The organism is Halobellus sp. (assembly GCF_042218505.1).
Taxonomy (GTDB): Archaea; Halobacteriota; Halobacteria; order Halobacteriales; family Haloferacaceae; genus Haloquadratum.
Genome location: NZ_JBDGQZ010000008.1, coordinates 90,186 through 111,393 on the forward strand (window position 1 = coordinate 90,186; position 21,208 = coordinate 111,393).

Annotated in this window: 22 protein-coding genes and 1 tRNA gene; 9 read left to right on the forward strand and 14 right to left on the reverse strand. The window is 66.6% G+C overall.

What is annotated here, in order from left to right:
* Nucleotides 1-5 precede the first annotated feature (5 nt).
* Nucleotides 6-2,138: an NAD-dependent DNA ligase LigA gene (gene ligA, locus ABEI27_RS02470; RefSeq protein WP_375797833.1), complete on the forward strand. Its 2,133-nt coding sequence runs from the start codon at nucleotides 6-8 to the stop codon at nucleotides 2,136-2,138.
* A gap of 71 nt (nucleotides 2,139-2,209) precedes the next feature.
* On the forward strand, nucleotides 2,210-2,446 hold the full coding sequence (locus tag ABEI27_RS02475; protein WP_375797834.1) for a hypothetical protein: 237 nt from the start codon (nucleotides 2,210-2,212) through the stop codon (nucleotides 2,444-2,446).
* Nucleotides 2,447-2,456: 10 nt separating this feature from the next.
* On the opposite strand, the gene ABEI27_RS02480 is transcribed toward ABEI27_RS02475, so the two are convergent.
* From ABEI27_RS02480 to ABEI27_RS02490, 3 genes are all read right to left on the reverse strand, one after another.
* Complete coding sequence (locus ABEI27_RS02480; protein WP_375797835.1) at nucleotides 2,457-3,374, reverse strand: ABC transporter permease; 918 nt, start codon at nucleotides 3,372-3,374, stop codon at nucleotides 2,457-2,459.
* Nucleotides 3,371-4,447 (reverse strand): ABC transporter ATP-binding protein, encoded by a 1,077-nt coding sequence (locus tag ABEI27_RS02485; protein WP_375797836.1) that lies wholly within the window; start codon nucleotides 4,445-4,447, stop codon nucleotides 3,371-3,373. The genes ABEI27_RS02480 and ABEI27_RS02485 overlap by 4 nt, the downstream gene beginning before the upstream one ends.
* A 99-nt stretch (nucleotides 4,448-4,546) precedes the next feature.
* Nucleotides 4,547-4,840, reverse strand: a complete 294-nt coding sequence (locus tag ABEI27_RS02490) for a hypothetical protein (RefSeq protein WP_375797837.1) — start codon at nucleotides 4,838-4,840, stop codon at nucleotides 4,547-4,549.
* Between the two features lie 117 nt (nucleotides 4,841-4,957).
* Between ABEI27_RS02490 and ABEI27_RS02495 the strand changes: the two genes are divergently transcribed.
* The 3 genes from ABEI27_RS02495 to ABEI27_RS02505 all read left to right on the forward strand — a co-directional run bounded on the left by ABEI27_RS02495 (nucleotide 4,958) and on the right by ABEI27_RS02505 (nucleotide 8,667).
* Nucleotides 4,958-6,691 carry an excinuclease ABC subunit C gene (locus ABEI27_RS02495; protein ID WP_375797838.1) on the forward strand — a complete coding sequence of 578 codons (1,734 nt, stop codon included), beginning with the start codon at nucleotides 4,958-4,960 and terminating at the stop codon, nucleotides 6,689-6,691.
* A gap of 245 nt (nucleotides 6,692-6,936) precedes the next feature.
* Complete coding sequence (locus ABEI27_RS02500) at nucleotides 6,937-7,335, forward strand: CBS domain-containing protein (RefSeq protein ID WP_375797839.1); 399 nt, start codon at nucleotides 6,937-6,939, stop codon at nucleotides 7,333-7,335.
* Between the two features lie 63 nt (nucleotides 7,336-7,398).
* Nucleotides 7,399-8,667 carry a hypothetical protein gene (locus ABEI27_RS02505; RefSeq protein ID WP_375797840.1) on the forward strand — a complete coding sequence of 423 codons (1,269 nt, stop codon included), beginning with the start codon at nucleotides 7,399-7,401 and terminating at the stop codon, nucleotides 8,665-8,667.
* Between the two features lie 27 nt (nucleotides 8,668-8,694).
* Here ABEI27_RS02505 and mdh read toward each other — a convergent pair whose 3' ends face one another.
* From mdh to ABEI27_RS02520, 3 genes are all read right to left on the reverse strand, one after another.
* Nucleotides 8,695-9,609, reverse strand: a complete 915-nt coding sequence (gene mdh, locus ABEI27_RS02510; protein WP_375797841.1) for a malate dehydrogenase — start codon at nucleotides 9,607-9,609, stop codon at nucleotides 8,695-8,697.
* A 62-nt stretch (nucleotides 9,610-9,671) separates the two neighbouring features.
* The gene (locus tag ABEI27_RS02515) at nucleotides 9,672-11,855 is read right to left on the reverse strand and encodes a beta-glucosidase (protein ID WP_375797842.1); all 2,184 of its coding nucleotides are present in this window, start codon (nucleotides 11,853-11,855) and stop codon (nucleotides 9,672-9,674) included.
* A gap of 393 nt (nucleotides 11,856-12,248) precedes the next feature.
* Nucleotides 12,249-12,324, reverse strand: a tRNA-Arg gene (locus ABEI27_RS02520).
* Nucleotides 12,325-12,423: 99 nt separating this feature from the next.
* On the opposite strand from ABEI27_RS02520, the gene ABEI27_RS02525 reads away from it, so the two are divergent.
* The gene (locus ABEI27_RS02525; protein WP_375797843.1) at nucleotides 12,424-13,065 is read left to right on the forward strand and encodes an AAA family ATPase; all 642 of its coding nucleotides are present in this window, start codon (nucleotides 12,424-12,426) and stop codon (nucleotides 13,063-13,065) included.
* Nucleotides 13,062-13,481 carry a coaE operon protein gene (locus ABEI27_RS02530; protein WP_375797844.1) on the forward strand — a complete coding sequence of 140 codons (420 nt, stop codon included), beginning with the start codon at nucleotides 13,062-13,064 and terminating at the stop codon, nucleotides 13,479-13,481. Before ABEI27_RS02525 ends, ABEI27_RS02530 begins: the two co-directional genes overlap by 4 nt.
* Before the next feature lie 59 nt (nucleotides 13,482-13,540).
* Here ABEI27_RS02530 and ABEI27_RS02535 read toward each other — a convergent pair whose 3' ends face one another.
* The 4 genes from ABEI27_RS02535 to ABEI27_RS02550 all read right to left on the reverse strand — a co-directional run bounded on the left by ABEI27_RS02535 (nucleotide 13,541) and on the right by ABEI27_RS02550 (nucleotide 17,261).
* Nucleotides 13,541-14,494: a nucleoside recognition protein gene (locus ABEI27_RS02535; RefSeq protein ID WP_375797934.1), complete on the reverse strand. Its 954-nt coding sequence runs from the start codon at nucleotides 14,492-14,494 to the stop codon at nucleotides 13,541-13,543.
* A 153-nt stretch (nucleotides 14,495-14,647) separates the two neighbouring features.
* Nucleotides 14,648-15,205 (reverse strand): magnesium transporter, encoded by a 558-nt coding sequence (locus tag ABEI27_RS02540; RefSeq protein WP_375797845.1) that lies wholly within the window; start codon nucleotides 15,203-15,205, stop codon nucleotides 14,648-14,650.
* Nucleotides 15,206-15,787 (reverse strand): magnesium transporter, encoded by a 582-nt coding sequence (locus ABEI27_RS02545; protein WP_375797846.1) that lies wholly within the window; start codon nucleotides 15,785-15,787, stop codon nucleotides 15,206-15,208.
* 67 nt (nucleotides 15,788-15,854) lie between these two features.
* Entirely contained in the window at nucleotides 15,855-17,261 is a 1,407-nt protein-coding gene (locus tag ABEI27_RS02550) for a signal recognition particle protein Srp54 (protein ID WP_375797847.1), read from the reverse strand.
* Between the two features lie 55 nt (nucleotides 17,262-17,316).
* On the opposite strand from ABEI27_RS02550, the gene ABEI27_RS02555 reads away from it, so the two are divergent.
* Nucleotides 17,317-17,952, forward strand: a complete 636-nt coding sequence (locus ABEI27_RS02555; RefSeq protein ID WP_375797935.1) for a LysE family translocator — start codon at nucleotides 17,317-17,319, stop codon at nucleotides 17,950-17,952.
* An 85-nt stretch (nucleotides 17,953-18,037) separates the two neighbouring features.
* On the forward strand, nucleotides 18,038-18,295 hold the full coding sequence (locus ABEI27_RS02560; protein ID WP_375797848.1) for a hypothetical protein: 258 nt from the start codon (nucleotides 18,038-18,040) through the stop codon (nucleotides 18,293-18,295).
* Nucleotides 18,296-18,428: 133 nt separating this feature from the next.
* On the opposite strand, the gene ftsY is transcribed toward ABEI27_RS02560, so the two are convergent.
* The 4 genes from ftsY to ABEI27_RS02580 form a co-directional block, all read right to left on the reverse strand.
* The gene (ftsY, locus tag ABEI27_RS02565; RefSeq protein WP_375797849.1) at nucleotides 18,429-19,673 is read right to left on the reverse strand and encodes a signal recognition particle-docking protein FtsY; all 1,245 of its coding nucleotides are present in this window, start codon (nucleotides 19,671-19,673) and stop codon (nucleotides 18,429-18,431) included.
* Between the two features lie 82 nt (nucleotides 19,674-19,755).
* Nucleotides 19,756-20,232, reverse strand: coding sequence for a prefoldin subunit alpha (gene pfdA / locus ABEI27_RS02570; RefSeq protein WP_375797936.1), 477 nt, complete (start codon nucleotides 20,230-20,232; stop codon nucleotides 19,756-19,758).
* Nucleotides 20,232-20,423, reverse strand: a complete 192-nt coding sequence (gene rpl18a / locus ABEI27_RS02575; protein ID WP_375797850.1) for a 50S ribosomal protein L18Ae — start codon at nucleotides 20,421-20,423, stop codon at nucleotides 20,232-20,234. Before rpl18a ends, pfdA begins: the two co-directional genes overlap by 1 nt.
* Nucleotides 20,424-20,541: 118 nt before the next feature.
* Nucleotides 20,542-21,207: a translation initiation factor IF-6 gene (locus tag ABEI27_RS02580; RefSeq protein ID WP_375797851.1), complete on the reverse strand. Its 666-nt coding sequence runs from the start codon at nucleotides 21,205-21,207 to the stop codon at nucleotides 20,542-20,544.
* Nucleotide 21,208 lies beyond the last annotated feature (1 nt).

A 21,208-nucleotide genomic window follows, 5' to 3' on the forward strand; every position in this document is an offset into this window, starting at 1 on the left:
CCACGATGAGCGACGAAGCGCCGGACGCAGTCGCGGCGGAGCCGACAGTCGGCAACGCGGTCGAGTTCGCGTACGCCGACCCCGACAACCCCTATCTCCGCGACCCCGACACCGACTTCGCGCCGGTCGAGGAACTGACGCGCGAGACGGCCGAATCGCAGGCAGTGGCGCTCCGGGAGGCGATCCGCGAGCACGATCATCGCTACTACGTGCAGGCTGACCCCCTGATCGCCGACCGGACGTACGACGCCCTGTTCGAGCGCCTCCGGGAGCTGGAGGAGGTGTTCGATCTCGACCGGGAGGCGAGTCCCACCCGGCGCGTCGGCGGCCAGCCGCTGGACGAACTCGATACCGTGGCGCACGTCGCGCCGATGCTCTCAATCGAGCAGTCGACCGACCCCGACGAACTCAGGGAGTTCGATCGCCGCGTCCGCGAGGAAGTCGGCGACGTCGAGTACGTCTGCGAGCCGAAGTTCGACGGACTCTCCGTGGAAATCGTCTACGAAGACGGGGCGTTCGTCCGCGCGGCGACCCGCGGGGACGGCGAGGTCGGCGATGTCGTCACCGAACAGGTGCGGACGATTCGCTCCGTTCCCCTCCAACTCGGCGGGGACCCCCCGGAGACCCTCGCCGTCCGCGGTGAGGTGTTTATGCCCCGCGACGCGTTCCGCGAGCACAACCGCGAGCGCGTCGAGCGCGGCGACGACCCGTTCGCGAACCCGCGGAACGCCGCGGCGGGCACGCTCCGACAACTCGACCCCTCGGTCGTCGCCGACCGGCCGCTCGATTGCTTCTTCTACGACGTGCTCGACGCCAGCCGAGTGCCAGCCAGTCAGCACGAGACGCTCGACCGATTGCGGGCGTGGGGCCTCCACGTGAACGAGCGCGTCGACGTCGTCAGTTCGATTGAGGGGGCGATCGCGTACCGCGACGACCTCCTCGCCGACAGAGAGGGGCTGAATTACGAGATCGACGGGACCGTGATCAAGGTCGACGCCCGCGACGCCCGCGAGCAGTTGGGCGCGACGAGCCGTGCGGTCCGCTGGGCGTTCGCCTACAAGTTCCCGGCGCGGGCGGAGATCACCCGCGTCACCGACGTCGTCGTCCAGGTCGGTCGGACCGGTCGGCTCACCCCAGTCGCGCTTCTCGATCCGGTCGACGTCGGCGGCGTCACCGTCTCTCGGGCGTCGCTCCACAACCCCGAAGAGATCGAGCGCCTCGGCGTCGGCGTCGGCGACGAGGTCCGAGTCCGTCGCGCGGGCGACGTCATTCCGGAGGTCGCCGAGGTTACCGAGAAGCGAGCGGACAGCACGATCGACTTCCCGGAGACCTGTCCCGTCTGCGACAGCCCCGTCGAACGCGACGGCCCGCTGGCGTTCTGCACCGGCGGCCTCACCTGTGATGCGCAACTCGTCCGCGCCATCGTCCACTACGGGAGCCGACAGGCGCTCGACATCGACGGCCTCGGCGAGGAGCGGGTCGAACAGCTGGTCGACGCCGGTCTCGTGTCGTCGCTTTCGGACCTCTATCGGCTCGACCGCGACGAACTCGCCGCCCTCGAGGGCTGGGGCGAGACGAGCGCACAGAACCTCATCGACGCCGTCAGCGCGACTACGTCGCCGCCCCTCGCTGACTTCCTCGTCGCGCTCGGAATCCCCGAGATCGGGGAGCACACCGCGGGGAATCTCGCCCGGGCGTTCGGGACGCTCGACGCGGTGATGGACGCGAACGCGGACGAACTGGAAGCCGTCGACGACGTGGGGCCGACAGTTGCGACGCACGTCGCGGAGTTCTTCGCAAACGAGGGCAACCGCGCGGTCGTCGACGAACTCCGCGAACTCGGCGTCGAACCGGAGCCCGTCGACACCGACGAGAGGAGCGGCGTGTTCGACGGGCTGACGTTCGTCTTCACCGGGTCACTCTCGGTCACCCGCGACGCCGCCCGGACACTCGTCGAGCGCCACGGCGCGAGCGCGACGGGAAGCGTCTCGGGAAACACGGACTACCTGGTCGTCGGCGAGAACCCGGGCCGATCGAAGCGCGACGACGCCGACGCCAACGGCGTACCGACGCTCGACGAGGAGGCGTTCGCCGACCTCCTGGCGGAGAACGGCATCGAGTACCCGCCCGCGGAGTGACGCGCCCGCAGAGTCAGGAGTTCAGGCCGTGACGGAGGGGGATTCATACGCCGGGTCGACGAAGCGAACCTGTGCCATCCGCCACCGCCGAGACGACTGCACTGCTCCGGTCGATCCGTCGACTGCTGCTGGGAATCGCGTTCCTGCTCGGGATCGGTCTCGTCGTGCTCGCCGACACCGGCTATCTGACCGCCGGCTACCAGGACGGTCTGCTTTTCGGCGTCGGTGGAGTCGCAGGCGGGATCGTTGCGCTCGCGTCAGCGCTCGCGTGGCTCGGGAGTTGGCGTCGGAATCCCGAGACGACGTGACCGCCGGCGATCAGATGTCGGTTCGTTCGAACGACCAGTAGCCGACCGCCGCGGGGATCACGATCCACGCTATGAGGACGAGCAGGAGGAACCATCCCGTGAAATAAAACGGGAGCGAACCCTCCAGAACGGGCGCGATGATCGTTCGTTCGCCGAAGGTGGTGCTGACGAGTCGCGCCTGGGTTGACCCGTAGTACAGTTGTGCCGCCAGCGTTTCGTACGTCTTCAGCGGATTCAGATACTTCAGGAAGACGCCGATCTTCACCCTGGTGACCTGGGCGAGACTCATCCCGACTTGCGTACCGGCGTAGTTCAGGAGCTTCGGGATCCCCTCGGCGATCGAGCCCCAGAGGACCGCAAAGACCAGATACAGCCCCATCGTGGCCAGGGTGGCCTCCCGGTTCGAGTCCGCGAGCGCCGAGAGACTGAGGCCAACGGAGACGAACGCGGCGCCCAGAAGCGCCGTGAGTGCGGCCTGGGGAACGAACGAGCCGAGTTCCAGACGCGATCCGGTCGCGAGGAGAACGATGAACGTCACGAGGAAGCCGACAAGCAGCGCGGCGACCACGACGGCCGAGCGGCCGAGCAGTTTGCCGATCATCACGTCGAGCCGCGAGTTCGGCAGCGACAGGAGGAGTTTCACCGAGCCGGTCTCGCGCTCTTCGGTGATGGACCCGTATGACGTCGAGAGCGCGATGAACCCGAGGACAAGTGCGAGCAGGCCGGGGAAAGAGAAACTGAACACTCCAAGGCTCGCGAAGAAGCCGAAGAGGTTCGACACCTGCCGGCTCTCAGGGCCGAGTAGGACGCCGAAGAACAGCGCGGAGGCGCCGCCGAGAAAGAGCGCGAAGAACAGCGTCGAGCCGTGCAGCCACCGCGAGCGGATCGCGTCGCGGAACTCCTTGCGGGCGACGGCCTGCCAACTCATCGCTGTACCTCCTCTTCGACGGCCCCGGCACCGGCGTCCGGCACACCCGTATCGGACTCTTTTTCATCCGATTCATCGGTCTCGGAATCGTCTACGGGGGCGTTGCCGTCGGCGGCGACCGCGTCCGGGACAGCCGACGCGTCGGGGGCTGTCGGTGCGTCACGCTCGCCCTCGGTGTACGCGAGGAACAGATCTTCGAGTGACGCCTCCTCGGTCGTGAAGTCCGTGACGGTGATGCCCTGGTCCTCCAGCGCGGTCACGACGCCGGTCTTTGCATCGCTGTCGCAGCCGACTCGGAGGCCGCCGTCGCTCTCGCGCTCAACGTGTTGGACCCCGTTGAGCGCACGAATCGATGCAAGCACGTCGTCGTCGACGGGATCGCCGACGGCGACGCTGAGTGTGGCATCCGCGTCCGACGCCTCGCGGAGTCCCGCGATGGAGTCGACCGCGACCAGTTCGCCATCGCGGAGAATGCCGACGCGGTCGCAGACGGCCTCAACCTGTTCGAGGATGTGACTCGAAAAGAACACGGTCGTGCCGCGTTCCGCCTCCGTGAGGACGATCTCGCGCATCTCCTTCGCGCCGGCCGGATCGAGGCCCGAGGAGGGCTCGTCGAGGATCAGCAGGTCGGGGTCGCCGATCAGCGCCATCGCGAGCGCGAGGCGCTGGCGCATCCCTTTCGAGTAGCCGCCGGCCTGCCGGTCGGCGGCCTCGTCGAGCCCGACGCGAGAGAGAACCTCGTCGGGGTCCGCGTCGGCCTCCTTCGAGTCGATAGCAAATTCGACGTGCGCGCGACCCGTCAGCCGGTCGTACACGTCGAATCCTTCCGGAAGGACGCCGGTCCGCTCGCGGACCGGGACACTCTCCGCTCGGGAGTCGTGTCCGAGGACCGTCACGGTGCCCGTCGTCGGGCGGACGAAGTCGAGGAGGAGATTGATCGTGGTCGACTTCCCCGCGCCGTTGGGGCCGAGAAAGCCGAAGACCTCTCCGTCTTCGACCGTCAGCGAGAGGTCCGAGACGGCGGTGACATCCTCGAACCGTTTCGTCACCCCGTCGAGTTCGATAGCAGCCATAGGCGACGGTTGGCAGGTTCGCGCTTAAAGCGTTTGGTGCGAAAATCAGGTCTGAAATCGGTCTGCCGCCGTACGGTGGTGATTCGGGGCGACCACGAGTCAGACCTCGTCATCGGGAGCGTACTGTCCGCGCATCCGCTCGGCCTCCGTCGCGTACCGCTCGCGCGTATCCTGGTCGTCGACCGGTTCGAGGTCGTCGGCATCGACTGTTACGGCGGCCGTCGCTTCGGTGCCGCGCTGGCGCATAATCGTCGTCGAGACCTGCTTCCGCCGGACGGCAGTGCCGTCGGGCGTCGCGTACACCATATCCACCAGGCCGCGGTCCGTGTACGTCCGTTCGACGAGCCAGCAGCGGACGGAGTCGCCGTGGCTTCCGCTCTCGTCTTCGTCCATACCAGATGATCGTCGAGGCGTGGTTTGTACCTGCCGTCTCGCGCAGTCAGCGACGGGAGCGCTATCGTCCGGGCCGTCGCGTCACGCTCAAGCCGTTCGCGCCGCTACGCTGGAGCGATGGAGCGCAGCGACCTCCGCGATCGAGCCGCGGAGTTGCCAACCGGTCCGGGCGTCTATCAGTTTCTCGACGGTGAGGACGTCCTCTACGTCGGCAAGGCCGTCGACCTCCGCGACCGCGTGCGGTCGTACGCCGATCCCCGCGGCGAGCGGATCCGCCAAATGGTCGAACGCGCACGGTCGATCGACGTCGCCGTCACCGACACCGAGACGCAGGCGCTGCTGCTCGAAGCGAACCTGATCAAGCGTCACCAGCCCCGATACAACGTCCGACTGAAGGACGACAAGTCCTATCCGCTGGTCCAACTCACGGACCACGCCGTTCCCCGGATCGAGGTGACGCGGGACCCCGAACCCGGAGCGACGGTGTTCGGGCCGTTCACCGACAAAGGGCGGGTCGAGACCGCTGTGAAAGCGCTCAGAGAGACGTACGGACTCCGCGGCTGCTCGGATCACAAGTACGCCGGCCGCGACCGGCCCTGTCTCGACTACGAGGTGGGGCTCTGCAGCGCCCCGTGTACCGGCGAGATCGACATCGAGGCTTACGGGAACGACGTCGAATCGGTAGTCCGGTTCTTTGAGGGCGAGACGGGCGTCCTGGCGGACCCACTTCGACGCGAGATGGCGGCCGCTGCCGAGGCGCAGGAGTTCGAGCGGGCGGCGAACCTACGGGACCGACTCGACGCGGTGGAGTCGTTCCACGGCGAGGGCGAGGAAGCGGTCGCAACGCAGTCCGACGAGCGCGCCGTCGACGTGCTCGGAGTGGCCGTCGAGGGCGACACTGCGACCGTCGCCAGACTGCACAGCGAGCGTGGACAGTTGGTCGACCGCTCGCGGCACCGCCTCGACGCGCCTGACGGTGGCGAGCGCTCTGCGGCCGTCCTCACGGCGTTTCTCACCCAGTTCTACGCCGAGCGCGATCTCCCTGACGCGGTTCTCTGCTCGGAGCGTCCCGACGACGCGGACGTGACAGCGTGGCTGAACGCCGAGGGCGTCGACGTTCGCGTTCCCGGAGCGGGTCGAGAGGCGAAACTCATCGACCTCGCGCTCAAGAACGCCCGAAGCGGCCCTGACCGCGGCGACGAGTTGGGGACGCTCGCCGACGGGCTGGGGGTGGATTCGGTCTCCAGAATCGAGGGCTTCGACGTGAGCCACGCGCAGGGGAAGGCTGTCGTCGGCAGCAACGTTTGCTTCGTCGACGGCGCCGCGGAGAAGTCGGCGTACCGCCGGAAGCGACTCGCCGACGGCAACGACGACTACGCGCGGATGCGCGAACTCGTTCGTTGGCGGGCCGAACGGGCGATCGACGGTCGCGACGACCGCCCCGATCCGGACCTGTTGCTGATCGACGGCGGCCAGGGACAACTCGGAGCGGCGACCGACGCGCTCGCCGAGACTGGGTGGGACGTGGCGGCAGTCGCGCTCGCAAAGGAGCAGGAACTGGTCGTCACGCCCGACGGCGTCCACGACTGGGACGACGACCACCCAGGACTCCACGTGCTTCAGCGTGTCCGCGACGAGGCGCACCGCTTTGCCGTCCAGTATCACCAGACGCTCCGCGACGAGGTGAGCACGGTGCTCGAAGACGTGCCGGGCGTCGGCGAACAGACGCGGGAGGCGTTGCTCAGGCGGTTCGGGAGCGTCGAGAACGTCCGTGCGGCCTCCACCGCGGACCTGACCGACGTGCCGGGCGTCGGCGAACAGACGGCGGAGACGATCCGGGAGCGGTTGTGAGGGGCCACAAGAGCCATATGCACGGTCGTGAGCAGTCGCACAGTGCGGGCGAACAGTCGGCACCGAGTCCCCGAGTTGCATCCCGCGCCGGCGTGCCGAACAACCGCAACCCGGCGCGGGGCGTCGGTTACATCACAGCGGTGCTGGTCCCGTGATCGGATATAAGTACTCGTACCGATCGAGAGACCCCACCGGATTCACCGGCTACAGAATTCTTAATAGTCGTTAATCAGGTATGTGATGGTATGGACGATATTTTCGTTGCACGCGTGATGTCCTCGCCGGTACAGACTGTGACCCCGGACACGCTGGTCGAAGACGCCGCGGAAAAGCTGCTCGAAGAGGAGATCGGATCGGTCGTCGTGGTCGACGACGGCCACCTCGTCGGGATACTCACGAACACTGACTTCGTGCAGATCGTTGCCGAGCGGCAGCCGAAAGACCGGACGCCGGTCTCGGAGCATATGTCCGATACCGCCGTGACGACGACGGCCCAGATCCCGATCGCACAGGTCGCCGAGTCGATGATCGAACACGGGATCCACCACGTCCCCGTCGTCGACGAGGAGGGTGCCGTCATCGGGATGGTCACGACGACTGATCTGGCCTCGTACGTCTCCGATCTGCAACCGGCGCGGGCGTAGACTCGAAACGGCCATCGGTGCAGGAGGACAAGACGTATTTGACTCATCGTCGAACACGCATCCGTGACTGGTCCCTCCATCTCCCGCCGTTCTCTCCTCCGGGCCGGGGGCGCCGTGGGCGTCGCCGGGCTCCTCAGCGTCGGGGCCGTTGCCGCAAGTGGCCCCGCTGCTATCCCGTACCCGGACGGCGTATCTTCCCAAGATATCGCGCTCATCAGCCCCGAACACCGGAACTCGGCGATCGAGCACCTCCGCGAACTCACGACCCGAGCAAAGCCGATCGTTAAAGAGGCCCGTGCAGCCGGGGCCCTGGACGACGAGCGTTTCTTCGGTGTCCAAGGGAGCGTCGCCGACGCCGAAAAGTTTCTCCAGGAGTCGCACCCACCGTCGTTCGATACGATTAGCGAGGCACGGTACCACGTCAAATACGTTGCCCGGGCGCTCGGAGCCGCAGCCGCGACCCTCCCGAACGTCTCGATCGGTTCCGACAACCCGGCACAGACGGGAGCGGCCTCTGGTCTCGAAGACCTCCGGTCCGCGCTCAGTTACCGGGCCGATGCGCCCGCCGAGGCGATGGTCTGGATCGACCTGATCGAGTCGCGACTCCATATTGCGATGATCGCCGGAAAGAACGCGCGTATCGACCGATCCGAACTGGACAAGAAACCGACCCGCATCCGCGAACGGGCGATAGCCCGGGCGGTCGCTGACCACGAGCGCTCGGTCCGCCACCTCGACGACGCTCGCCAGTTTTACCGGACCTTCCAAGCGCGACAATCAGTGCCGGTGCAGGTCGATCTCGCATCTGCTCGCGAGACGTACCGGTCGCGAGTGGAGGACGTCTCTCACGACGAGGGGTGGTACGACGGTCGACGTGTGTCCGAGGAGACGCCACGGGCCACCGCCTGGAATCGACTGATCACTCTTGCACCGGGTGAGAGATCCCTCGACGACGCGCGGTGGGCCCGGCAGGACGGTCTGGCCGGCCTGGAGACGACTACGCTCGCGACCGCGCTCGCCGCGTTCCGGGGGTTCCCAACTGGGAAAGAAGCTATCGAGCGCCTCCGCGGCCGCTCGTCGGTTCCGGGGTCGCTACTCCTCGATGTGAAACGTCGCGCCGTCGACGGAGTCTATCGGATCGCAGCGACGGGTAACGCCTTCGAGCAGTGGCTCCTCCGGGCGGCGGCGTACTACTTCTCGAAGGGAGACGGCTACCTCACAGAGACGGACATCCTGGATACCTGGCCGCGAGCACACGCGCTGGCGGCCTACGGCATTGCACTCGGTACCGTCGACGCGATCCCGTCGGTCGCATCCGTCGTGACTGAGTGAGACGGCCGGACCGAAGCGACCCCACGCTCACGCGATTTCGTCGTACTGGTCGGCGAGTTTCTCGGCCGCGTCGTCCATCAGTTCCACCTCGTAGTCGTCGAGATCCCATTCGACGACCTCCTCGACGCCGTCAGACCCGAGTTTCACCGGTACGCCGAAGGCAGTGTCCTCGTAGCCGTACTCCCCGTCGAGGACAATCGAACCGGGGAGCACCTCGCCGGTGTCGTGGAGGACGGCCTCGACCGTGTGAGCGACGCCGGTCGCCGGGCCCCACTGGGTCGCTCCCTTCCGTTCGATGACGTCCATCGCGGACTCCTGGAGATCGCCGAGAATCTCCTCGCGCTCGTCGGCGGAGAACGCGGGATCCGCGCCGTCGACGCGCACCTTCGAGAAGACCGGGACCTGCGCGTCGCCGTGTTCACCGAGGATCGTCGCCTCCACGTTCCGTACGGGGACATCGAAGCGCTGGCTGAGGACGTAGCGGAACCGCGCGGAGTCCAGTCGGCCGCCGAAGCCGATCACCTTGTGCCGGCCGCGGTCGCCGGACTCATAGAGGTGGCGGTTCAGCAGATCGACGGGGTTCGAGGTCGTCACCGAGACGAAGTCGTCGTTGTATTCGGCGAGCGAGGACCCGATGTCGGCCATAATGGGGGCGTTGTCGCCCGCGAGGTCAGTCCGGGTCTGGCCGGGTTGCCGGGGGATCCCAGCGGTGATGACGACGACATCCGACCCCGCGGTGTCCTCGTAGGTGCCCTGGACGACCTCGGTGTTCGAGTCGTAGGCGACCCCGTGATTCGTGTCTGCGGCCTGTCCGACCGTCTCGTTCTCCTTGTCTGGGATGTCGACGAAAACGAGTTCGTCTACCACGTCACGGAGCGCGAGATTGTACCCGGCGGCGGCGCCGACCGTCCCGGCGGCACCGACGATGCTGACTTTCGCCATATCGGATGGGAAAGGCGGCGGAATTCGATTAAACGCTTCGGAAGCGCGACGAGAGCGCGGCGTCAGATGGATTTGTCGCCGCGTTCGATCGTCGTCTGTGTTCGGACGTCGCCAGCGGAGCGACCGATCTCAACGACGTACTCGCCGGCGTCGACGCACCAGCCGTCGTGCGGATCGTAGCGGCCGACGGCCAACTCATCAAGCGGGATCCGAACGCGGCGGGACTCGCCCCCGGCGAGTTCGACGGTCTCGAACCCGGCCAACTCGCGCGGTGGGCGCTCCGCCGCCACGTGCGCGGGCGGTGTGACGTACGCTTGGACGACCTCTCGCCCGCGACGGTCTGAGACGTTCTCGACGGTCACTGCCACCGACGCCTCGTCCACTGTACTCGCTTGACCGTACCGAAACGCGGCGTATGACTCGCCGTGGCCGAACGGATAGCTCGGCGTCGTGTCGACCGCATCGAAGTGGCGATATCCGATCAAGAGCCCCTCGTCGTACCGGGCCTCCCCGTCGGTACCCGGGAAGCGGCGTCGATCGGCCGTCGGGAACTGATCCGCTGCCGCGAAGGAAACCGGGAGCCGTCCGGACGGGTCGACGTCGCCGAACAGCACCGCGGCGATCGCGTCACCGTCAGCCTGTCCCGGATACCACGCCTCGACGATCGCGTCGACCGACTCCCGCCACGGCATCGCCACGGGGCCGCCCGAGTTGACTACGACGACCGCCTCGTCGGCAGCGTCTGCGACGACCGAGACGAGTGCATCCTGTTCGCCCGGCAACGTCAGGTCGCCACGGTCGCTCCCTTCGGTTGTCACGTCCTGAACGAACACGACCGCAACGTCGGCTTTCGAGGCTGCCTCGCGGGCGTGTTCGAGCCGCGGCGTCGGATCCGGGTGGGTGTCGGCCTCGCGCTCGGTCGCGTTCTCTCGGGTTCCGTCGTCTGTCACACTCCCATCGTCGTCGCCTCCGAACGGGAGGTCATCGAAGAGCGATACCTCCTCGATAGGGTCGATTCCGTGGGCGATCGACACTTCGCCTGTGGCACGCGCGGTGATGCCCTCGGCGGGACTCGTCTGCTGTCTGGGTGTCGTCTCGGAGGATCCGCCGCCGCCGAGTTTCGCGACAGTGACGTTCGGGCCGATCACGGCGAGGGGGGCCTCGTCGGTGACCGGTAAGACCCCATCGTTTTCGAGCAGTACGGTCCCACGGACGGCGAGACGCTCGGCCAGGTCGTCGTGCGTCACGGTCCCGTCCTGTCCACCTTGCACGTCCCGCCCGTGCTGACCACGGTCGTCTCCGCCGTCGAGCAGGTCGAACCGGTCCATCTGCGTCAGGATCCGACGCACCATATCGTCGAGTCGAGCCTCCTCGACCGTCCCGGCGTCGACGGCCGCAGCGAGCGGATCGCCGAACGAACCGGCGCTGGTGATGTCTGGGAACCCTTCCGGGAGGTCGAACGACTCGGGGAGTCCTTCGTCGAACGCCTCACTGGCCGAAACGCCCGGCATCTCCAGGTCGACTCCCGCAGTGGCCGACTCTACGGTCTGGTCGATGGCGTGCCAGTCGGACATAACGAACCCCGAGAAGCCCCACTCCCGCTTGAGAACCTCCGTCAACAGTCGGCGGTGCTCCACCATCGGGGTCCCGTTGACCCCGTTGTACGCCGCCATCACCGATCCAACGCCGGCATCGACGGCCGCGCGAAACGGCCGGAGATAGAGTTCTCGGAGCGTCCGTTCCTCGACCGCTGCGCTCACTGCACATCGGTCGGTCTCCTGGTTGTTCGCCACGAAGTGTTTCACGGTCGCGATCACTCCGACGGACTGGATCCCATCGACGACGGCGGCCGCCACGTCGCTGGCGAGAACCGGGTCTTCGGAGAAGTACTCGAAGTTCCGCCCACCCCGTGGGACGCGGAGCAGATTCGTGCCGGGCGCGAGCACCACGTCCTGACCGTGCGCCGTTGCCTCGCGACCGAGTGCCGCACCGAACGCCTCCGCGAGAGCCGTGTCGAACGAGGCCGCGAGCGCGATCGAGGCCGGGAACGCGGTCGCCGTGCGGGTGTTCGTTCGAATGCCGAGCGGGCCGTCGACGAGTCGTAAGGGCGGGATGCCGACCCGGTCGACGCCGGGGACGAACCCGGTCGCCTCCCCCTCGGGATCCGTCGCTCCGTGCACGAGTCGGACCTTCTCCGCACGCGAGAGGGAGTCGACGAGGGCTGGTACCGACTTCTCTGAGTTCATACGCGACCCATACTGAGAGTGGCCATTTGAACGTTTGCCGTTCTGTGGGTCGTCTGCGCGTCCTGCGAGCAGGACTCCTGTGCACGCTGACCGATGGGAGATTAGCAAACGAACGAAATTGCCGATACCACAGACGAGGGCAAGTGCAGGGTCATCGCGTGAGTGAACTTGCCGAAGGCCAGGCAGATGCAACGGGACTCTCACGGACGGAAGCGAGTGGGTAATGAGGAGACCGAAGTTACCAGAGGCCCGAGACGCGCGACGGGACTCCCACGAGTGCCAGCGAGTGGGATGATTACACAAACACAGTTACCAGAGGCCCGAGACGCGCGACGGGACTCCCACGAGTGCCAGCGAGTGGGATGATTACACAAACACAGTTACCAGAGGCCCGAGACGCGCGACGGGATTCGAACCCGCGACCATCGGATTAGAAGTCCGACGCTCTGTCCGACTGAGCTACGCGCCCTCATAACGTGGGAGTCCGTGGTCGGTAAAAAGGGATGTGGGTTGGCGTCGTTGCGGGCGAGCGGAACGCGTAAGGTCGGGTGTCGTGAATTGGCGCGTAATGAAGGTCATCGGCACCGTCGGACTGCCCGGGAGCGGCAAGGGCGAAGCCGCCGCTGTCGCCCGGGAGGCCGACGTTCCGGTCGTTACGATGGGCGACGTGATCCGCAAGGCCTGTCGCGAGCGGGGTTTCGATCCTGCCGAACACCACGGCGAGATGGCGCGAACGCTCCGCGAAGAGAACGGTCCCGCGGCGATTGCTGAGCGCTCGCTTCCGTTGATCGAATCCGAACTGCAGGATACCGACTCGGTCCTCGTCGACGGCCTCCGCTCGGACGTCGAACTCGATCGTTTCCGCGAGGTGTTCGACGAGAACTTCCTGCTCGTGAGCATCGAAGCGCCGTTCGAGATCCGGGCCGAGCGCCTCCTCGGTCGCGCCCGCGACGACTCCGATCTCGACCGTGAGGCGCTCCGCGACCGCGAGAAACGCGAACTCGGCTTCGGGATGGGCGAAGTGATGGACCGCGCGGACGTGGTCGTGCGAAACACCGACACGCTGGCAGCGTTCCGCGACCGCATCCGGGCGATTCTGGACGGCGAGCTTGCGGACGTCGCGGGGGACGAACACGTCGACGTCGCGACCGAGACAGTGGACGCCGGGGACGACCACGCGCTCGGCTCGAAGGCGGGTGATTCAGCGTGATCTACCGCATCGACGCCCGTGTCGTCGCACCGGTTCGCGACACCGAAGTTACCGCCCGCGTCGAGGACGCCGTCCGCAACCTCTTCCCGAACGTCGAGTTCGAACGCCGGGAGGCTGCGCTCGTCGGGACGACGCACTCGCTCGAGCGGTTCTCCGAGCGACTGCACGAACAGGAGATCCTCGACACCGCGCGCCGCGAGTTCGGCAAGCACGCCGACACCGACGGCTTCTCGTTCGCGCTGAAGAAACAGGCGGCGTTCAAGAGTACGATCAACTTCGCCGTCGGGAACCCCGACGAACTCGGTGACATCGAGATCCACGTCACCGTCCACGAACCCGACGTGGAGTCCTACATCGACTATGTTGCGCCGCCGACGGAAGACGGAAAGCCGGTCGATTTCGACGATTCTGCGTGAGGCTCGACGGCTCTCGATAACGATCCCGGCTGCGCATCGACGCGCTCGATCCATCGCGCTCAGACGGGCACGAGCAACACGGCCAGTGCCGCGGTAATGAAGACGACTTTCAGCGCCGTGTTCACCGCGATCACCTTCGAGCCGAAGGTCGGTCCCCAGATGCCGTACTGGAACGGGATCGAGCGCTTGAACGTCGACACCGCAAAGGAGATGATCCCGCCGAGGAGCATCGTCGCCACCGCCGTCCGCGGCGTGAACGTCGGCCCGATCATCGGCGCAATGGTGGCCGCGCCGGCGGTGGTGTCGAACGCGAACACGGCCACGACCGGCAGCGACGCCCCCGGGAGGCCGAGCAGCGTCGTCAGGGGTTCCGCGACGCCCGTGATCGCGCGGAGGTCCTGCGTCCGGACCAGAAGCGTCACCGCCACGTAGATGATCGCGAGCCGCGGGATGATCCGCGTGAGTTTCGGCCACGTCTTCTCGGCAGCGGTACGGACGATCGCCGCAGGCGAGTCGTCGTCGCTGTCGGGCGGCGTGGGCGAGCGTTCCGCTCCGCCATCGGTCGCCTCGACGCCGCCGTCGACGGCCGCCGTTTCGGATCGATCGGTCGCCGATCCCCGGGAGAGCAACACGGCACCGGCGAAGACACCCGTGATGGTGATGCCGAGCGCAATCGCGGCGCGCGCGCCGACGTAGAGCAGGCCGACTTCGAGCCCCAGGATGGGGATCAACACCGGCGCGTAGAAGGTGAAAATGTGCTGGACGAAGCCGAAGAACGTGTTCATCGTGACGGCGATCAGCGTCTCGGCGTCAGTCAATCGCTCTGACTCGCGGAAGTCCGCGAGCATCCCGTACCCTGCCGTTGTCGAGGCCGCAGTCGTGACGATTGCGGTCCCGACCTCGTCCGGGAGGTTCGCCGGGCGAGTGAGGTACTTCGAGAAGGCCGCGATCTTTTCGACCAAGCCGAAGCCGACGGCAACGTTCGCCAGGAAGACGCCCACACCGATGAACATCGCGATGCGGACCACTCGCGGCGCTACCTCGACGAGGACCGGCCAGACCGTGTGGACGAGCGCTCCCAGTTGCACACCCGCATATCGGTGCCCGGCCGACTAATCGGCGTCGGTTCACCGGTTCGCGACGGGCCGTCGCGCGGTCGCCCTCGGTTATACGAGCAACTGGACGGTGGCGAAGAGTACGACGACGCCCAGCACGTCACAGGTGTTGGTGACGACCGGAATCACCACGTCGTCCGGGTCGAGTTGAAACTGGTAGGCGACGTACGTCACCGCCACAGTCACCGTGATCGCCAACACCGCCAGCGCGATGCCCGAGACGAGCGAGATGGCGACGACCGTGCCCGGAGCCAGTCGGACCCCGCTCACGATCGCGGTGAGTCCCCAGGCGCCTGCGCCGACGACGGGGAAGATCGAGACCGCGAGTCCGAGCGTCGCGACCGCGTTGCCCACGAGGTTCTCGTCGCGCGGGTCGAACGAGAGCGTCCCGAGGTGAAACGCCGTCGAGAGCCGTGCGGCCAGGATGCTCCCCAGATTGCCGGCCGTGCCGATCGTGACCGGCACGAGCGCGAGCAGGGTCGGGTACCGGAGCAGTTCCGCCTCGAAACTCCCGAGAACCAGTCCGCTCCCGATTTCGACGATCGTCAGCACGAGGAGCACGGGGAGCATCGCGCGCGTGATCGCCCGGAGGGTCCAGTCGGTCGCCACTCAGATCACCCCGACGACGAACAGGACGAGTCTGACAGCCACGAGAAGAAACAGCATCCCGAAAAGGTCGCCCGTCGTCGTCACGAGCGGCCCCACGAGGGTGTCGGGGTCGCGCCCCCGACGATAGCCGGCGAACACGGCGGTGACGACAACCCCGGCGAGGGCAACGCCGGAGAACAGGCCGGAGAGCATCGCGGTCGCAACGAGGACCGGAAGCGGCGCGGTGGAGTCACCGAGAACCGTGAGGATCGAGAACGCCGCGACAGCCGCGAACGTGGAGACGAGCAGTCCGTTTGCGAGCGCCGCCGACACCGCCGCACGGAGACGCTCGTCGCCGCCGCGGACTCGGGGTTCGATCAGCCCCTGGTGCAGGGCGGTCGAGATCCGTGCGCCGAGCGAGCCGTAGACGTTGCCCCGGGTCGCCAGCAACGCTGGGACGAGAACGAGAAGCCCGGGCACCGCGCGGAGTTCCGCTCGCATACCGCTGAGCACGACGCCCGCGAAGAGGCCGCCGACGAGGCTCGCGGCGAGCGCTGGGAGGGCCTCGCGGTAAGCGTCGCGAGCCACGTCCCGGACAGTCATACGACTGCCGACGGAGGCGGGGGTGAAAAATCGGACGTGTCGTGGCCGACCGCAGATGGAGGCCCCGTCAACCGAACGGGCCGAGGCCGCCACCGCCGCCGAGACCGCCCATACCGCCGCCACCGCCGCCCTGGTTCTGGAGTTTCTTCATCATCCGCTGCATATCGCCATCGCCCATCCCCTGGAACTGCTGGATGGTCTGTTCCATCATTTTGTGCTGCTGTAGGAGTTCCTGGACGGTCTCCTCGTCCTTGCCGGAACCGCGGGCGATGCGGCGGACGCGGGACGCCCCGACCGAGCGGGGATTCTCCAGTTCGTCGTCAGTCATCGAGCCCATAATCACGTCGAAGGCGCGCATCCGGTCTTGGGTGACGTCCATCGCGTCGTCAGGGAGTTCGTCTTTGAAACCGCCACCGAGTCCCGGAATCATATCCATCACCTGATCGAGCGGCCCCATCCGGTTCATCGCCTCCATCTGCTTCTGCATATCCTTGAGGGTGAACGACCCCTGCATAATGTCCTCGGGTTCCCAGTCGTCGTCTTCCTCCTGGGTCTCAGCCATCGCGCGTTCGACGCGCTCTGAGAGCTGTTTGAGATCGCCCATCCCCAGAAGTCGGGAGATGAAGCCGTTGGGCTCGAAGCGCTCGATGTCCTGAACGGTCTCGCCCGTCCCGAGGAAGGCGATCGAGGAGCCGGTCTCGTTGACGGCGGTCAGCGCTCCGCCGCCTTTCGCCGTCCCGTCGAGTTTGGTGACGACGACGCCCCCGATGCCGATCGCGGCGTCGAACTCGCGGGCCTGATCCTTCGCTCCCTGCCCGATCGCGGCGTCCAGTACCAGAAGCGACCGGTCCGGTTCGACGACGTCCTCGATCGCTTCGATCTCCGCGATCAGGTCCTCTTCCAGCGCGTGGCGACCGGCGGTATCGACGATGTGGACGTCGGCCTCCTCGGTGGCTTCGAGGCCGTCGCGAGCGATCCTGACCGGATCGGACTCGTCGGGGTCGCCGTAGAATTCGACCTCCGCGCGCTCGCACATCTGTTCGGCCTGGTCGTACGCGCCGGGACGGAACGTGTCCGTCTGGATGACGGCGGGGCGGAGCCCCTTCTTCGAGAACCACCACGCTATCTTGGCGGCGCTCGTGGTCTTCCCCGATCCCTGGAGTCCGGCGAGCAGGATCGTCTGCGACTCCAAGGGCAACTCCGTCGACTCTCCGACGAGATCGACCAGTTCCTCGTAGACGATCTTGAGGACGTGATCCCGAGCCGACGTGCCTGCGGGCGGTTCCTCCTCGATCGCGCGCTCTTCGATCGACGAGGAGAGGTCCATCACGAGGGTCACGTCGACGTCGGCAGAGAGCAGCGACCGCTGGATCTCCTTGACGATCTCCTCGACGTCCTCCTCGTCGAGGCGGGATTTCCCCTGCAGTTTATCCAGACTGCTGCGAAGGGAACTCCCGAGATTATCGAGTACCATTACTCATCTCTACGCCACCAGTCGTGTAAAGGCTTTTTCTGCAGGGCCGACGACGCTGCCAGTGATGGCGCTCGTCCCGGACCTCGCCACGTACGTCGCATTCTGCGCGGCCGCCGTCGCGCTTATCCTCACACCCGGCCCCGACACGTTGTACGTTCTCGCGCGGGGAATCCAGAGCCGCGACGCCGGCGTCCGCTCGGCGTTCGGGATCGCAACGGGCGTGCTGTGTCACACCGCCGCGGCGACGCTCGGACTCGCCGCGTTGCTCCGTGCCGCGCCCGCCGCCTACCGCATCGTGACGTACGCCGGCGCGGTCTACCTCGTCTACCTCGGCGTGCAGGCGATCCGGAACGACGAATTCGGCAACGCCGACGACGCGGGACGCATCGCTGCCACGGACGCCGCGGGGAGTTTCCGGCGGGGCGTCTTGGTCAACGTCCTCAACCCGAAGGTGGCGCTCTTCTTTCTCGCCTTTCTCCCGGGATTCGCGGGATCGGCCCCCGGAGCCACGGGTCGGATGCTCGTTCTCGGCGCGACGTACGCCGCCCTGACGGCGGCGTATCTGGGCATCGTCGCGGTCGCCTCCGGACGCGTGGGCTCTTTCCTCACCTCCTCAACCGCGACCTCCCGGCTGAGTTGGTTCGGCGGCGGCGCGATGATCACGCTCGGACTGGCGCTCGCAGTGGAGTGAGGGCCGTTGGTTCCGCGCTCCCGCTTCCGGCGACCTCGCGGAAAATGTAGTATATAGTTATTGTCGCTGGCGGCGTACAACTGGCGTGACAGAATCGATCAAACGCAATCGAATCGGCACCGTCTTCGACGCACTCGAGTATCCGCTCTCGCCGCAGCACGTCGCTGGAGAGTGCGGTGACGTGACGGTGCGCCTCGCCGAGGGATCAGTCAGCGTCGGCAACATGCTCGAACGGTCGGGAGCTGACCGGTTCACCTCGCGCGACGGCCTCGAACTAGAGTTCCTGAGCCTCCTCCCCGGGTCGGCAGTCGGCGAGCCGTTCCAATCGGGCGGCGACGCGTAGTCTGAGATCCGACGAGACGGAAGCGCGTAGTCTAACTCGACGAGGCGGGAACGCGTAGTCAAGCACCCGACAAGACGGCGATGCCTCTGCAGAGACCTGGTGGCGACACCCACGCAGAAACAGAGCGGGACCGCTACGACCCGTCAGCGTCGACAAGTCGGTCGACCATCCGCTCGGGATCGAACCGTTCGAGGTCGTCGTAGCCCTGGCCAGTCCCGAGAAAGAGAATCGGCTTGCCCGTGACGTACGCAATCGAGATGGCTGCACCGCCGTTGGAGTCGGCATCGGCCTTCGTCAGGACCGCGCCGTCGATTTCGGCGGCGTCGTTGAACTGCTTCGCACGCTCGACGGCGTCCTGCCCGGCGACGGCCTCATCGACGAACAACGTCATATCGGGATCGACGACGCGGTCGATCTTCTCCAACTGGGCCATCAGGTCGTTCGACGTATGGAGGCGACCGGCCGTATCGCCGAGCACGACGTCGACGCCGTTGGCCTCGGCATACTCGACGGCGTCGTACAGGACTGCCGCGGGATCACCGCCCTGCTCGTGGGAGATGAGTCTCTGGTCGAGGTTGTCGGCGTGCTTCTGGAGTTGTTCGTTCGCACCGGCGCGGTAGGTGTCGCCGTTCGCGAGAACGACAGAGCGGTCTCGCGCCTCGAAGTAGCGTGCCATCTTCGCGATGCTCGTGGTCTTTCCGACGCCGTTGACGCCGGTGAAGACGATGGTGACCGGCTTGTCGGCCTCGGCGACGCGCTCGTCGAAGTCGAATTGGCCGACGCTGATAACGTCGTAGAGCGCGTCGTGCAGCGCGCTCTCAACGAGTTCGCCCGTCGTCTGGACCTGTGCACGGGTCTCGCCGACCATCTTCTCGCGGACGGTGTCGAGAATCTCCTCGGCGACGTTCATCTCGACGTCGCTCTCTAAGAGCGCCATCTCGAGGTTCCACAGTGGGTCCGCAAGATCGTCTTCCTCAATGATGATCTTCCCGGTGGCGAACGCCGCGGCGCGTTGGAGCCGACTGGGACCGCTCTCGTCTTCGGTCTCTTCTTCGAGCGCGGCCGCCGCCTCCTCGGCTGCGAGGCCGTCTCCGGCGGTCGCTTGCGCCGCGTCGCCGCCGGATTCGTCGCCCTCTGAGGGGTGGGCTCCCGCAGACGAGCCGGCCTCGTTGGACTGGCCGGCGTCACCGAGTTCGCCCGAGGCGTCGCCGGCGTCACTCGACGCGGCCGCGTCGCTCTCGGTCGGTGTCTGGCCGTCGGCCGCATCGGACGCCGGGTCGTCGGCATCGCGGTCCGACTCGGCCGCGTCTTTCTCTTCGGCGGTCTCCTCGACGTCCTCGCGGAAACTGTTGAGTTTGTTCTTCAGTCCGTCGAACATAGTGGTCTACCGATAGTGGGTCGCTGCTGTCGGCGCGATCGGACGGGAGACGGCGATAGCAGTCGGTCCCGTCGTTCGTGGGTTACTCGTCTTCGTCGCCCTGCATCTGCTGCATCTGCTGCATCTGCTGCTGCTGCATCTGCTGTTGCATCTGCTGGGCCTGCTGTTCGAGTTGAGAACTCTCGTCTTCGAGTTCGTCGATGTCCTCGCGGACTTCCTCGATGCGGTCGTCGAGCGCGTCGCGCTTCGTCTCCAGGGCCGCGATGGCGTCCTCGGCGGGCTGCTCGGCCGCGAAGTCGGCGCCGAGACCGACGATGACCTCGTCGATGTCCTGAACCTCTGCGCGGACGTACGCGCCGCCGCCGAGCGGTACCTGCACCGTGGAGCCGCTCTCGAGGGTCTGGATTGCCTCGACGGCCTCGCCGATCTCGGACTGCTCGGTCTGGAGGCTTTCGACCTCGGACCGCAACGCCTCGATCTCCTCGTCGATCGCCTGCAGTTCCTGTGAAAGTTGCTGAAGTTGCTGCTGCCCGCCACCGCCGCCGCCACCACCGCCCATCATACTGCGGCCTCCTCGGCTGCGGCGACGTCGTCAATTTCGATCTGGGTCCGCTTCAGCCCGTGCTGGCTCCCGAAGTTGGTGTAGACGCGTTCGGCGGCGACGTCCTCGTTGGGCGCGTCTACAACCGTGTTGAACTCGCTGAGTCCGTCGCGGCTCTGGAACCGGCCGCTCACTGCGAATTTACTCATACACTCGCTTATCCGAGCGACGGGGAAGTATCTTCCTACTCGAGCCTCGAAAGCCGTCGCGAGACGCGGCGAGAGAGCAACTCTCAGGCCGCTCGGCAGAATCGGTCGGAAACCGACTTTACTCCAGGTAACCGAGCGCGTCCTCGATTCGGCTCAGTTCCGGCCCGGTCGTGTCCTCGCCGGCGACGTAGCCGGCTGCGTTGCCGACGAGTCCGGAGCCAACGAGCGGCGCACCGTAGTTGACGGTCCCAATGTCGGCGCGGACGTCGAGGTGGTCTTCGAGCGCCTCCAGTTCGGGTTCTCTAGATTTGGGATGACACAGCGCGCCGTCGTTAGTCACGACGGCGGCCGTACCGACGGTCTGGACGTCCGCGAGTTGGCCGTCCGCCACCGGGACGTCGAGCGCCGACTCGACGGCCTCGACGGCGGCGTCAGAGAGATCAGGGTGAACGTAGGCTCCGTAGTCGTTCGCGAGGACGACGTTACCGGCGGCGTTGATCGTCCCCGGAAGTTCGGCGACAGGGAGATCAGCAGCCGATTCGATCACCTCCTTCTCCCGCTCGGTCGCTTGACTCGTCAACAGGATCCCGTTCTCGTTGCCGGCGGCGAGTGCGCCGACGGTGCCGGATCCGCCGACCGTCGTTGCCACTGCCGGAACGTCGAGTTCCTCGGCCATCGCGTCGACGACGTCTTCGTCGGCGTCCGAACGAACGATGAGGATGTGATCCGTCGCGCGGGCGAAGACACCGACGTACGGCGACCCGGCGAAGGAGGCGCGGAGCACG